This window comes from Mesorhizobium sp. M0227, from assembly GCF_040321855.1.
GTDB lineage: Bacteria > Pseudomonadota > Alphaproteobacteria > Rhizobiales > Rhizobiaceae > Mesorhizobium.
Genome location: NZ_JAMYSJ010000004.1, coordinates 205,149 through 218,156, shown reverse-complemented (window position 1 = coordinate 218,156; position 13,008 = coordinate 205,149). Strand labels below are relative to the sequence as shown.

The 13,008-nt window shown below is 62.6% G+C and carries 14 protein-coding genes and 1 tRNA gene; 8 read left to right on the top strand and 7 right to left on the bottom strand.

Features of this window, described 5'->3' with window-relative positions; all coding sequences use genetic code 11:
- Window positions 1–125: 125 nt before the first annotated feature.
- On the bottom strand, window positions 126–1,934 hold the full coding sequence (gene ade / locus NKJ00_RS08455; RefSeq protein ID WP_352609629.1) for an adenine deaminase: 1,809 nt from the start codon (window positions 1,932–1,934) through the stop codon (window positions 126–128).
- 148 nt (window positions 1,935–2,082) lie between these two features.
- Here ade and NKJ00_RS08450 point away from each other — a divergent pair, with 148 nt between their 5' ends.
- The 3 genes from NKJ00_RS08450 to NKJ00_RS08440 all read left to right on the top strand — a co-directional run bounded on the left by NKJ00_RS08450 (window position 2,083) and on the right by NKJ00_RS08440 (window position 4,060).
- Window positions 2,083–2,934: an alpha/beta fold hydrolase gene (locus NKJ00_RS08450; RefSeq protein ID WP_352439914.1), complete on the top strand. Its 852-nt coding sequence runs from the start codon at window positions 2,083–2,085 to the stop codon at window positions 2,932–2,934.
- Between the two features lie 93 nt (window positions 2,935–3,027).
- Window positions 3,028–3,693, top strand: coding sequence for an outer membrane protein (locus tag NKJ00_RS08445; protein WP_352439913.1), 666 nt, complete (start codon window positions 3,028–3,030; stop codon window positions 3,691–3,693).
- Between the two features lie 281 nt (window positions 3,694–3,974).
- Window positions 3,975–4,060: transfer RNA gene (locus tag NKJ00_RS08440), tRNA-Leu, on the top strand.
- Between the two features lie 240 nt (window positions 4,061–4,300).
- Here the strand turns inward: NKJ00_RS08440 and NKJ00_RS08435 are convergent.
- The 3 genes from NKJ00_RS08435 to NKJ00_RS08425 are packed head-to-tail and all read right to left on the bottom strand — an operon-like array spanning window position 4,301 to window position 7,475.
- Entirely contained in the window at window positions 4,301–5,749 is a 1,449-nt protein-coding gene (locus NKJ00_RS08435; RefSeq protein WP_023812169.1) for an aromatic amino acid lyase, read from the bottom strand.
- A gap of 26 nt (window positions 5,750–5,775) precedes the next feature.
- A complete protein-coding gene (locus NKJ00_RS08430; protein WP_352439912.1) occupies window positions 5,776–6,360 on the bottom strand; it encodes a GDYXXLXY domain-containing protein in 585 nt (194 codons plus the stop codon).
- Window positions 6,357–7,475, bottom strand: coding sequence for a DUF2157 domain-containing protein (locus tag NKJ00_RS08425; RefSeq protein WP_352609627.1), 1,119 nt, complete (start codon window positions 7,473–7,475; stop codon window positions 6,357–6,359). The genes NKJ00_RS08430 and NKJ00_RS08425 overlap by 4 nt, the downstream gene beginning before the upstream one ends.
- 236 nt (window positions 7,476–7,711) lie before the next feature.
- Here NKJ00_RS08425 and NKJ00_RS08420 point away from each other — a divergent pair, with 236 nt between their 5' ends.
- The 5 genes from NKJ00_RS08420 (at window position 7,712) to NKJ00_RS08400 (ending at window position 10,696) form a co-directional block, all read left to right on the top strand.
- A complete protein-coding gene (locus NKJ00_RS08420; RefSeq protein WP_013531315.1) occupies window positions 7,712–7,852 on the top strand; it encodes a DUF1127 domain-containing protein in 141 nt (46 codons plus the stop codon).
- Window positions 7,853–7,901: 49 nt separating this feature from the next.
- Complete coding sequence (locus tag NKJ00_RS08415; RefSeq protein ID WP_013531314.1) at window positions 7,902–8,042, top strand: DUF1127 domain-containing protein; 141 nt, start codon at window positions 7,902–7,904, stop codon at window positions 8,040–8,042.
- A 555-nt stretch (window positions 8,043–8,597) separates the two neighbouring features.
- The gene (gene trmFO, locus NKJ00_RS08410) at window positions 8,598–10,016 is read left to right on the top strand and encodes a methylenetetrahydrofolate--tRNA-(uracil(54)-C(5))-methyltransferase (FADH(2)-oxidizing) TrmFO (RefSeq protein ID WP_352629424.1); all 1,419 of its coding nucleotides are present in this window, start codon (window positions 8,598–8,600) and stop codon (window positions 10,014–10,016) included.
- Between the two features lie 73 nt (window positions 10,017–10,089).
- A complete protein-coding gene (locus tag NKJ00_RS08405) occupies window positions 10,090–10,380 on the top strand; it encodes a type II toxin-antitoxin system ParD family antitoxin (protein WP_352629422.1) in 291 nt (96 codons plus the stop codon).
- Window positions 10,364–10,696 carry a type II toxin-antitoxin system RelE/ParE family toxin gene (locus tag NKJ00_RS08400; protein ID WP_128304048.1) on the top strand — a complete coding sequence of 111 codons (333 nt, stop codon included), beginning with the start codon at window positions 10,364–10,366 and terminating at the stop codon, window positions 10,694–10,696. The genes NKJ00_RS08405 and NKJ00_RS08400 overlap by 17 nt, the downstream gene beginning before the upstream one ends.
- An 8-nt stretch (window positions 10,697–10,704) precedes the next feature.
- On the opposite strand, the gene NKJ00_RS08395 is transcribed toward NKJ00_RS08400, so the two are convergent.
- The 3 genes from NKJ00_RS08395 to NKJ00_RS08385 form a co-directional block, all read right to left on the bottom strand.
- Entirely contained in the window at window positions 10,705–11,655 is a 951-nt protein-coding gene (locus NKJ00_RS08395; RefSeq protein ID WP_206638039.1) for a sterol desaturase family protein, read from the bottom strand.
- On the bottom strand, window positions 11,655–12,029 hold the full coding sequence (locus NKJ00_RS08390; RefSeq protein ID WP_352629419.1) for a hypothetical protein: 375 nt from the start codon (window positions 12,027–12,029) through the stop codon (window positions 11,655–11,657). The genes NKJ00_RS08395 and NKJ00_RS08390 overlap by 1 nt, the downstream gene beginning before the upstream one ends.
- A 136-nt stretch (window positions 12,030–12,165) precedes the next feature.
- Window positions 12,166–13,008, bottom strand: a complete 843-nt coding sequence (locus tag NKJ00_RS08385; protein WP_352629417.1) for a phytoene/squalene synthase family protein — start codon at window positions 13,006–13,008, stop codon at window positions 12,166–12,168.

Genomic DNA, 13,008 nt, shown 5'->3' with positions numbered 1-13,008 from the left:
TCGGGTCAGGCCGAGCCGAAAGTGGTGGTTTTCGAGAACCGGAGCGGAGCGTACTTAAGTACGTGAGCACCGGAAGCGCAGAAAATCGCTACTTGCAGGCCGGCATGGCCTGAATATCAACAATCCTAGACGAACAGATCGACCTTCTGGAATGTCGTCACGTCGATCAGGCCGACATCGGAAATCCTGAGTTCGGGAATGACGACCAGCGCCAGCAGCGAGTGCTGCATGTAGGCGTTGTTCAGCGAACAGCCCATCTTGCGCATCGCCTCGGTGAGCTTCTCCGCCTTGGCCGCGACGATCTCGGCCCGCTCGTCCGACATCAGGCCGGCGATCGGCATTTCGACCAGCGCCAATTCCTTGCCCTTGGAGAACAGCACGACGCCGCCGCCGACCTCGCCCAGGCGGTTTACCGCCAGCGCCATGTCCTGCTTGTTGGTGCCGACGCAGATGATGTGATGGGCGTCATGCGCGACGCTGGACGCCATGGCGCAGTCGCCCATATAGCCGAAGCCGGAAACGAAGGCGTTGGTGACGCCGCCCGTGCCCCGGTGGCGCTCGACCAGCGCGATCTGGCAGATGTCGTTGCGGCGGTCCATGGCGACCAGCCCGTCCTCGACCGCCAGATCGGCCTCCAGCGCGCGCGTCGGCGCCTGGTTCTCGATGACGCCGATGACGCGCACCCGCACCTCGTTGGCGCCTTTGGGAGCAACGATATCGAAGTCGCCGCCCTTCAGCTTCTTGCCAAGCTTGACGGTGTTCTTCGCCGTCTTCGGGTAATCATAGGCCGGAATATCGATTTCGAGCTTGCCGCCCTTGGCCAGCCTGACGCCGCGTGCATAGACCTCGTCGATGGTCATTGCGGCGAGATCCGAGACGATCAGCAGGTCGGCCAGCCGGCCCGGCGCGATCGAACCGATCTCGCGCTCCAGTCTGAAATGCTGGGCGGTGTTGAGCGTCGCCATCTGGATCGCCGTCACCGGCTTCAAGCCTTGGCTGATGGCGTGGCGCACCACGCGGTCCATATGGCCTTCCTGGACCAGCGTGCCGGAATGGCTGTCGTCGGTGCACAGGATGAAATTGCGCGGGTCGATGCCGCTCTCCGTCACCGCCTTGATCTGCGAGGCGACGTCGTACCAGGCCGAGCCCAGCCGCAGCATCGCCTTCATGCCTTGGCGCACCCGGGCAATGGCGTCCTCGGCGCGTGTGCCCTCATGGTCGTCCTCGGGGCCGCCGGCGACATAGCCATGGAACGGCAGGCCGAGATCGCGCGAGGCATAGTGGCCGCCGACCGTCTTGCCTGCATGAACCGTCGCCGCGATCTCGCCCGACATGACAGGATCATTGGCGGCGACACCGGGAAAATTCATCACTTCGCCCAGGCCGATAATGTTTTCCCAGGTCATCGCCTCCTCGACATCGGCGACCGTCAGCTCGGCGCCGGCATGTTCCAGCCCCGGCGCCGAAGGCACGCAGGACGGCATCTGCACATGCACGTTGATGGGCATGGCGACCGCTTCGTCATGCATCAGCCGCACGCCGGGCAGACCCAGAACATTGGCGATCTCGTGCGGGTCGATGAACATCGAGGTGGTGCCGTGCGGAATGACGGCACGGCAGAACTCGGTCACCGTCACCATGCCGCTTTCGACATGCATGTGCGCGTCGCAGAGACCGGGCACCAGATAGCGCCCGCCGGCGTCGACCACCGTGGTGCCCTGCCCGATGGCATGGCTGGCATTGGGCCCGCAATAAGCGAAGCGCCCGCCGGCAATGGCGATGTCGGTGCCGGCGATGATCTCGCCCGAATGGACGTTCACCCAGCGGCCGTTGCGCACGACCAGGTCAGCGGGCTTCCGCCCCATGGCGACATCGACCAGATGTGTCGCCATCTCGGTCCACGGTCTGGGTTTTGTGGGCGTTGCTTTCGTCATTGGCGATTCCTCGGTTACGGCCAGTCTCGCAAATGTCGGCGGGCGCCGCCAGAGCCGTCGGTCCGACACGCCGCGCAGGCCGGGCTTGTTGACTAATCCGGCTGGAAGGCGATGCTGACCGCGGACCGAACCATATGAGGGAAAAAACATGACCCGTTTTTGGAAAGTGTTCGCCATCGTCATCTTGTTCGCCGCCTCGAGCGCTTTTGCCGCCGCCGAGGAACGTTGGCAGACCTTGCCGGAGCCTGCGGCCATGCCCAAACCCGATCAGAGCGGATATGCGCCGGTGAACGGCATCCAGATGTACTACGCCGTTTTCGGCGCGGGCGACCCGGTGCTCCTCATTCACGGCGGCCTCGGCCACGCCGACATCTGGGCCAGCCAGGTGGCCACGCTTTCCAAGACGCACAAGGTGATCGTCGCCGACAGCCGTGGCCACGGCCGCTCCACCCGCACCGAGCAGCCCTATGGCTATGACTTGATGGCGTCGGACTATCTGGCGCTGCTCGATTACCTGAAGATCGACAAGATCGCGCTCGTCGGCTGGAGCGACGGCGGCATCATCGGTATCGACATCGCGCTGCATCATCCGGAGCGGCTGACAAGGCTGTTTGCGCAAGCCGCCAACGTAACCACCGACGGCGTCGATCCGGGCGTGATGACCAACAAGACCTTTGCCGCCTACATCGACCGCTCCGGCCGCGACTACAAGAAGATGTCGAAAACACCGGACCAGTATGACGCCTTCGTGGCGCAGATGAGCCATATGTGGGAGACCGAGCCGGCGTGGACCAAGGAGCAGCTCGCTGAGATAACCACGCCGACGGCGATCGTTGCCGGCGACCATGACGAAGCGATCAAGCGCGAACACACCGAATATATCGCCTCCGCCATCCCGGGCGCGAAGCTGATTATCCTGCCCAACGCCAGTCATTTCGCCATGCTGCAAGCGCCGGATGAATATAACCAGGCTGTGCTGGACTTCATCGACGACAAATAGAGGATTCTGTGCGGCGACAGGGGGATTGCGATTGCGGCGAATGCGGTTATCCTTCTGGCGAGGATCTTTCTGAATCGTCGTTTGGGGAGTTCGATGCGTCGACTGATAGTCGCAAGTGCCGGTTTTCTCGCCGTTCTGGCCGTGCCGGCTTTTGCAGCCGACCCAACGGTCGACGTGCCTATGACCGCGCCCGGCTTCGACTGGACCGGCTACTACGCTGGTCTGCAGGCCGGCTATGGCTGGGGCCAATCCGATATATCGGTGACAGAAGGCGCGCCGTTTTCCATCGCGCCCGACATTGACGGCGGTTTTGTCGGCGGCCATGTCGCAGGCCTGTTGCAGTTCAACCAGGCGGTGCTCGGCGCCGAGGCGGACCTCAACTATTCCTCGGTCGGCGGCACGACGGTATCGGCGCTGGGAAGCACATTCGGCACCGACATCAAGTGGTTCGGGTCGGTCAACGCCAAGGCCGGCTACGCCATGGATCGCCTGCTGGTCTACGGCATTGGCGGCGTCGCCTTTGCCGGCATCGAAACATCGCAAGTCGCGGGTCCGGCGTTCGCCAGCACGCGCACGAATGTCGGCTGGACCGTGGGTGCCGGCGTCGACTACGCGTTGACCGACAAGTTCGTCGTCGGCGCACAGTATCGCTACTATGATTTCGGCTCCGAGCACTACGACGTGGCGGAACCCTTCAACGATCGCGATCAGAACGTGAAGCTCAACACGGTAGGCATCAATTTGAGCTACAAGTTCTGAGCAGGGCCACAATCGCGACGCTGCCGGACCAGGCAACCACTCAAAGGCTCTTTCATGGAAGGGTGGCCGACGCTCCCAGTGGGCGGGGGGAATGGGTTGGGCCTGAGAGGCGCCGGCCTTGGCAGATCAAATCCACCACACGCATCCTACCATTACCCGCCCCGCCGATAATTCCGTGATCGCGCCAGTATCATCAAGTCGCCCCGTCTGTTTGCACGTTCGTCGAACGCTCAACAACATGACTTGACGGCCTGTGTCAGGCGTCTGAAAAGGGCTGGCCTGCGGACGTGGCGGAATTGGTAGACGCAAGGGACTTAAAATCCCTCGATCTCTGATCGTACGGGTTCGATTCCCGTCGTCCGCACCAGCCTTCGCTCTTCGAGCTTCGAGTGGCGAGCCACCTGAAGCTCGTTAGTGCATGTCGCCCAAAGTGACCTCGGTTTTGGGAGAGCGACATGCACAAAGACAAAGACCTGAAGCGGGTCGCCTGAAGGCGCGACACCGCTTAGACAAAGGAGCGTCCTCCGAAGCCTTGGCCAAGGAGGACCGGTTCGAATTTCATCCGTTCAGGCGCACCAATTTCACCAGCCAGGGCTTGTTGGCATCTCTACGCCTCGAACACTTTCTGTGTGAACCATTCCGCCAGCCTGGCAAGCTCAGGCCCCAGCACACGATCGGCACCGACAGGCGGCACGATAGCTCTGATTTGATCGACGAAGGAGCGCAGTGCCGGCGGCGGCGTCCGTTCGGTGACGTGCAGCGCCTGCGAGGCGATCATCGCCAGCATCGCCATGGCGGCATCGACGCAGCGGCCGGCGGTCGCTTCCTTGGTCCATGCGAAGAATGCCGTCGTGGCGACGTCGTCCTGCCCCGCACCGGCCGATTCCGTGCCCGGAATGAAGGTACGTTGCGCCGCCAGCTTGGCCTGCTCGAGATAGCCGGTGATCGCCATCGGCACGTAGCCGACATTGCCGTGGCCATCGCTGTCGGCCGAGTGTCGTCCGGTCATCAGAAGATCGGGCAGCAGCGACACCTTGCCGTTGAGCAGCTTGGAGGCGTGGCGATCACAAAGCAGGCAGATGTCGGCCCATATCGCCGCCAGATCATCCAGCGCCGGCGTCGCCATGGCGTTGTGATAGCCGCCGGTCGAGATGCAGCGGCCGAGCGGATGTGCATCTTCGGGCGGGATATAGACCGGATTGTCCGATATAGAGGCCAGCGACACATTGGCTGCCCGCTCGGCCGACGACAGCGCACGATGCGCCTGGCCGAGGACGCGCGGCACGATGCGGTAGCTGACCGGCGCCTGATAATTGCGTCGCCCATCGCCGGCGCCAACCAGAAATTCCCGCAAACCCTGCAGGGCCGCGGCCTCATGCTCATCACCCCAGAGCGTATCGAGGGCGGCGTCATAGTGTTCGAGCGGGGCGCGAAACGCCTCGATCGACAGCGCGAACACTTTTTGCGCCATGCGGATCCGGCGGCGCGCCGCGAGCGCCGCGTCCGCTACGAGGGCTGCAGCGCAGGGCGAGCCGTTGATCAGCGAGCCGCGTTCCTTGACCTCGAGATCGAAGCGCGTCGAAAGCTCGGCAAACAGCGGATAGAGCGCCAGGATTTCGCCGGCGCCGCCCTGGCCCGAGGCCGGCACTGTTGGCATCGGCCCACCATTGAGCATTGCGGCCACGGCAAGCGCGATGCGTGGCGAGGTGGCGGCGTTGCCCTCGATGAAGTTCGTCAGGCGGGCAAGCACGATCGCCCTGACCACGCGATCCGGCAAGGGATCGCCGAACGAGGTGGCGGCGGCAAACGCCTTGATGCGCGCATGGCGATCCCGCTCGTCGAGTTCGAGCTTGCGGCTCGCCAGCTCTCCCATGGCGGTGGTGACGCCATAGATGACCGGTGGCGGATCGGATTCAATCAGCCTGAGAAACGAGGCGCGGCATTCGGCGATGCGCTGCAAGGCCTTCTCGTCGATGTCCACCGTGTCCTTCTTCCAGGCGACGCGGAAAACAGTGTCGAGGTTGATGTCCTCACGCGTCGACAGGCTAACTGGCATGTTTCACACCACTGCAAATAAGGGACTTAGTAGAGTGGTTCCTCGAACAGCGTCTTGTCGCCGTCCACCAGCGCCTTGATCTGCGCGGTGCCGTCGCCGGCGAGCGCAAGACGGATGCCGAATGGCCGCACCCGCATGTCGTTCTGGATCGCCATCCCCTCGCCTTCCGGCAGATAGAAGCGTTCGATGCCATAGTCCGGCGCGATGGTCATCCCTTCGCCGCGAAGATCCCAGCCCTCGGCGATGTGGCCTAAAATATCGGCCTCGTCCGCAGCGGCCGGCTTCGGCGCCTTGCCGAACCAGGCTGTCGTCGGCTGCCAATAGCCGTCGGAGCCCTTCTTCAGGCGCACGACAATCGAGGTGTCGTCGCTGGAAAACTTGTCGGGCGGAATGTTGGCGATCATTTTCACCGGTATGCGCGAAATATCGTAGCCCAGGATAATATAATCGCCGCGCAGGAGGTCGCGCGGATCGACGGGCTCGATCTTCAGAAGCACCTCTTTGCCGTTGCGCAGGATCGCCGCGCGGCCGGCGATGATCCAGCTCAGGAAGCCGATCTGGACGAGCGCCAGCAGCAGTGCCGAGATGACAAGCCTTTTCCCGGTGATCATGCCGTGGCTCCTTTGGCATCTGGACCTTTCATACGCTTTTCCACGCGGATGATGACGATCGCAAGGATGCCGAGCAGCACTGCGGCGGCCAGGAAGAAGCCGGCTGTATCGAGCATCGATTGCAAGGTCACCACATAGATGATGGCGAGTTCGAAGGCGAAGCCAAGATAGGCAAACCAGCGCAGCCCACGGCTTTCCCGTCCTGCCAGCACGATTGCGGCGACAATGCCGGCAAGCGCGATCACCGAAGCGAGGGCAAAACCGCTGTTGTAGGTGCTCTCGTCGGCGAGTTCGAACTGGATCATTGCGAGGCCGGTGAGGAAGCCGAGCAGTGCGTGCAAGGGCAAGCGGCCGCCGAGCTGCACGACCCGGTCGACCGGATCCGGCGCGAAGACCGAGGCCGCGAACAGCAGCGCCGAGACGACGACCAGCGGGATAGCCACCTGCAGCGTGTCGTGGTTGGTGACGAGCAGCACAAGATAGAACAGAACCGACAGGATGATCAGGTGGCGCGCCGCCTGGCTGCGGGTCCAGAACGATACGGCAAACAGCACGATCGCCATGATCACGAAGGCATGCGGAAATTCGCTGCGGCTGTAGTAGTCGAAGCCTTTGAGGAACAGCCAGGCATCGGCGATGCCGACCGAAGCGACCGTCAGCGGATTCGAACGCAGCGCAACCGCCGCCAGCGCCGTGCCGGCGCCCCAGGTGACCAGAGCAGACGCCTCGTCGCCCGAGAGATGATACATCTGGCCGATCAGCGCGATCGAGCCGCCGAAAGCCGCGGCCGCCACGATCCACAGCGCTTCGCCGAGCGCCGGATGGTCGCGGGTCTTCAGCACCGCGCCGCCGACATAGCCGCCGAGGATGACGGCAAACAGTGCCGCCACGCGTGCCAGGCGCGGGATCGCGTCCCAGTTGGCGGCGACGAAAATCAGGATGGCGGCGCCGAACAGCAAGGCGGCCATCATTGCCAGGATAGAGCCGAAGCTAAGCGACTCGCGCGCGTTGGCCTCGACATTGCACGAAAGCGAATCGGCTGTGGCGGCGTCGATCAGCCCGGCCTGCAGCCAGCGCGCGATATCCGCCCTGACCCGCGACGAATAGCTCGCCATGCTGTGTCTCCCCCACGTTTGGTCTTTTTTCAGCCGATCCGGTCAAATCGTTGACGCGGCGGCATTTTCCGATTCGGGTTTCTTTGTGTCAGGTCCGTGAACGCCCGTTAATGCTGCATTGCACAATTTGCATTGCTGCCATGCAGCCATAGCGCTTTTAAATCGATATGGGTCCGCCTATTTATAGTTCGTACACAAACGGAATGATCCGCAAGAAAGACGAAACGAGAACTACCATGAACCTGATCCGCAACTACCGCAACTGGCGCCGCTACAGGGACACCGTGTCCGAGCTGAGCCGCCTGAGCAACCGTGAACTGACCGACCTCGGCATCAGCCGCAGCGACATTCCTTACGTCGCTCGCAAGGCGGTCTAATTCTTCGGACCGCGAATGGTCCGAACCAGTTTTGAAAAAGAGAACGACAATGAACCTGATCCGCAACTATCGTAACTGGCGCGTTTATCGCGAGACGGTTACCGAGCTGGGTCGCCTTTCCAACCGCCAGCTGCATGATCTCGGTATCGTCCGCGACGAAATCAAGATCATCGCCCGCCAGGCGATCTAGACAGAATTTCGGCAGGGTCGACCTCCTCCCCGACCTTGACGAATACGGTCACCCCTTACCTCCTCCCAAGGGTTGACCACAAAAACGGCGCCCGCCGCACCTCCTCCCGCGGCGGGCGCTGTTTCCCCGGGGCAAATCAAATTTGCCCAGAAGGGTTTCGCCCCTTTCAAAATTAGCGAAAGAGATTTCGTCAAAGCCGACCTCCTCCCCGGCAATGACGAATAGGTCCGACCTTCACCTCCTCCCGAAGGTTGGCCACCAAAACGGCGCCCGCCGCACCTCCTCCCGCGGCGGGCGCTGTTTCCCGGCCCCAGAAGGGTTTCGCCCCTTTCAAAATTAGCGAAAGAGTTTTCGTCAAAGCCGACCTCCTCCCCGGCGATGACGAATATGGTCGGCCTTCACCTCCTCCCGAGGGTCGACCCCAAAAACGACACCCGCCGGACCTCCTCCCCCGGCGGGTGTTGTTGTTTTCAGGGGCGCTCCGATCAGCAGCTGTTTGCTCCGCACCGCGCACGGCAATTGCAATCGCCGCACCAAGCGATTATTCCGGCGTTCATGAGCAAAAACCCAATCCACATCATCGGCGGCGGCCTCGCCGGTTCCGAAGCCGCATGGCAGGCAGCCGAGGCCGGCGTGCCCGTCATCCTGCATGAAATGCGGCCCGTTCGCGGCACCGATGCGCACAAGACCGACAGCTTGGCCGAGCTGGTCTGTTCGAACTCCTTCCGCTCCGACGACGCCGACAACAATGCCGTCGGCCTGTTGCATGCCGAAATGCGGCTGGCCGGCTCGCTGATCATGAGCGCCGGCGACGCCAACCAGGTGCCTGCTGGCGGCGCGCTCGCCGTCGACCGCGACGGATTTGCCGACGCGGTGACGAAAAGGCTTGAAGCGCACCCGCTGATATCAATCCAGCGCGAGGAAGTGCCGGGCCTGCCGCCGGCGGATTGGGACCAGGCGATCATCGCCACGGGTCCATTGACCGCGCCCTCACTTGCCCAGTCGATCGCGGAAGCGACCGGCGCCGATGCGCTAGCCTTCTTCGACGCCATCGCGCCGATCGTCCACTTCGACACGATCGACATGGACATTTGCTGGTTCCAGTCGCGCTACGACAAGGTCGGACCCGGCGGTACCGGCAAGGACTACATCAACTGTCCGATGGACAAGGACCAGTACCTTGCCTTCGTTCAGGCGCTGGTCGATGGCCAGAAGACCGAATTCAAGCAATGGGAAGGCACGCCCTATTTCGACGGTTGCCTGCCGATCGAGATCATGGCCGAGCGCGGCGTCGAGACGCTGCGCTACGGACCGATGAAGCCGATGGGGCTGACCAATGCGCACAATCCGACCGTAAAGGCCTATGCCGTGGTGCAACTGCGCCAGGACAATGCGCTGGGCACGCTCTACAACATGGTCGGTTTTCAGACCAAGCTGAAGCATGCCGAACAGGTGCGCGTGTTCCGCACCATACCGGGTCTCGAAAACGCCGATTTCGCCCGCCTCGGCGGCCTGCACCGCAACACCTACATCAACTCGCCGACCTTGCTCGACGCTTCGCTGCAGCTGAAGTCGCGCCCCGGCCTGCGTTTTGCCGGCCAGATCACCGGCTGCGAGGGCTATGTCGAGAGTGCCGCGATCGGCCTGCTCGCCGGCCGTTTCGCCGCCGCGGAAAGGCTCGGCCATGCGCCGTCGCTGCCGCCGCTGACCACGGCCTTCGGCGCGCTGCTCAACCACATCACAGGCGGCCACATCGTTTCGGATGACGAGCCGGGAAAGCGTTCCTTCCAGCCGATGAATGTCAATTTCGGCCTGTTCCCGTCCGTCGAAGCCCCTAAGACCGAGGGCAAACGCATGCGCGGCAAGGACAAGACCGTCGCCAAGCGTCACGCCATCACATCGCGCGCACGCGCCGATTGCCGGCAATGGCTGGGATTGGCGGCGCAAACGGAAACGGCCGAAGCTGCAGAGTAGCCAGCTTCCTCTCTGATTGGACCATAGGCGTCAAGTAGGATACTATCTCACTTCTTGCCTAAGAGAGACAGCCATGGAATCCGCCGAGAAACTATCGGTCACCGTCACGCCCGCAATGGCGCGCATGATCCGCGAAAAGGTCGAAGATGGCTCCTTCGGATCGGCCAGCGAAGTCATCCGTGCAGCCCTTCGCGCCTTCCAGCGCGAAGAGGAAGAGTATGCCGAGCGCATGGCGTCGATCAGAGCCCGGGTGAAGGCGTCGATCGAGGATACAAGGCCGGGCCATTCGGGAGAAGAGGTTCGCACTCACCTCCGGGGACTCTTCGCCCAGTATTCGAGCCGTGCCGATGATTCGGCGGCTTGAGGTCGAGTATCGTGAAGATGCCAGAAATGATCTGGCCAACATTTTCAGACATATAGTCGAAGCCAATGGAAGTCCTGACGTCGCGCTGAAGTTCGTTCTGCGCATCGAAGACCGGTGCCAGAGCATCGGCAACGCGCCTCGCGGCGGTCGTTCCCGCGACGACATCCTGCCAGGATTGCGAACAGTTCCGTTCGAGCACTCTGCAGTCATCGCTTACATCATCGACGATAACTTCGTCCGCATCGTCAACATCTTCCATGGCGGTCGCGACTATGAAACGCTGATGCGCGAGGGCGGGTCGAGCGAACCATCCTGAGGCGATGGTTATTCGGCTGGCTCGACACCAGCCGCCGGCAACCCCGGCTTGCCCGCCTCATCAGGATTTCGCCTGACATAGGCAGCTTTCAATGTCTCGGAAGTTTCGCGCGAGCCGTCATGGCTCCAGCCCGGCGGCTTGATCAGATAGTTCAGGCGGTCGCTCAACGTCAGACCGGGCGCAAAGGCATCCCTGAACATGCCGATCCATTCATGGAACGCCACTTTCAGCGGATTGAAGGTGCCGAGATTCCTGACGATGCCGTAGCGCGGCCGGTCTTCTTCCAGTTCTCCGACGAAGGTGCCGAACACGCGATCCCAGATGATCAGCGTGCCGGCATAGTTGGCGTCGAGGTAGCGCGGATTGGTGGCGTGATGGACGCGGTGGTGTGACGGCGTGTTGAAGACGAACTCGAACCAGCTCCACATCTTGCCGATCGTCTCGGTGTGGATCCAGAACTGCCAGACAAGGTTGAAGCCGAAGGTGAAGGCAATCACCGCCGGGTGGAAGCCGAGCAGCACCAGCGGCGCCTGCAAAACGAACATGAAGGTGAACAGACCGGTCCAGCTTTGCCTGAGCGCCGTCGACAGATTGTAGTGCTGGCTGGAATGGTGGTTTACGTGTTCGGCCCACACCCAGCGCACCCGGTGCGCGATGCGATGATAGACGTAGTAGCGCAGATCATCGAGCAGGAAGGCGGCCAGGAACACCCAGACCGACAGGCCGAGATTGAAGACGCGGAATTGCCACAACCACAGCAGTGCCCAGTAGGACACGACGCCAAGCAGCAGCCCGGCAACGACATTGCCGGTGCCCATCATCAGGCTGGTCAAGGTGTCGCGCGTCTCGAACGAATCCCTGGCGCGGCCGGTGCGCACCAACCAAAGCTCGATCAGGATCGCGACCACGAAGAACGGGATGGCCAGTTGGGTGACTTGCGGGAAATTGTAGCTGTCCATCACGCGGCCTGCCCAGTGGAATTTGAACCTTGCGGCTCAAGCGCTTTCAGCACGCCCTGTGCATCCGTTGAGCTGGCAAAGCGGAAGCGGCCGCCCTTCCAGGTGAAATCGGCGAGCCGCAGCGAAACCGTGTTCGCATCTCCGGCGTTCAAAACCGCGACATTCTGAGGCGAGACGATGCGGGTCAAAAAGCGATCGCCGATGCTGTGAACGATGCCGATGCGTCCTCGCCCGATATCCAGAAACGCCGTCTTGGCATCCGCTGTCAGGCGGACCACCGTCGCGATCTCGTCGGGAAAATCCTCAGTGAATCGGCTCACTGCGCGATCGACACTGCTGAGCGTCGCCGCCTTGCTGCCGCCGGTGAAATGCACCGCCGCAACCGACAGCGCGATGCCGAAGGTAACGATCGCTACCAATATGGGTAAGCTCATTCATCTCCTCCGGGCCGGCCTGTTGTCTTCAGCAACAGTTTGGCGCGGGGACGTCTTAACATGATTGACGTTTACGTCAAAGCGCAGGCCAGCCCTTGCTCGCGCGACGCAGCAGCAGCCAATGCCGGCGCAAGGCCGACAGCCGCGCCACGCCTTCGAGCGGCGAACCATTCTCCATCTTGCCGAGATAGGCACGTGACAGGGCGAGCGGCAGGAATGCCGGACGCAGCGATACAGGCAGAGCCGGAGCGCCTCGCTCGAAGGCGGAAAGATGTTCCCGTGCCAGCGCCATCATCGCCGCCACCGCGCGTTTGGCGCCGGGTCCGCCATCACCGGCAACGAACTCCTGCGGCGAAGAGCCGGCCGCTGCAAGGATATCGGCCGGGACAAAACACTGTCCGCGCCGGCGATGCAGCGGCAACAGCAGCAGCAGGCCGGTCATCGCCTGCGCACAGCCTGCCCTGCCCGCCAGATCGGCAAAGCGCGGCGCCTCGACGGGATCGAGCACCATCGCCGCAAGCTGGATGAGTGCTGCGGCCGTCTCGCCGCAATAGCCTTCCAGATCGATGCGCGACGGCATCGGGTCGTCGTAGAGGTCGAAGATGCGCGCATCGAGCATGTTCTCGAAGGCCGGCTCCGGGAGGCCGAACGTCGCTATCGTGGCGTTCAAGGCTTCGGCAGTGGGATGGCCGGCGCCGGCCTCGCCGCCGGCGGCAATGACATCGCGCCACCATTGCAGCCTCACCTCGCCCGGCAACGCTTCATGGATGCGATCGCGGATGCCTGCGATCTCGGCATTGAAGGCGTAGAGCGAAAACAGCGCGTCGCGCTTGTCGTCGGGCGCGTAGAGCGCGGTCAGATAGCGATCATGGTCGGCGACGCGCACCGCGTCCATGACGATTTTGGCATTCTGGGACAT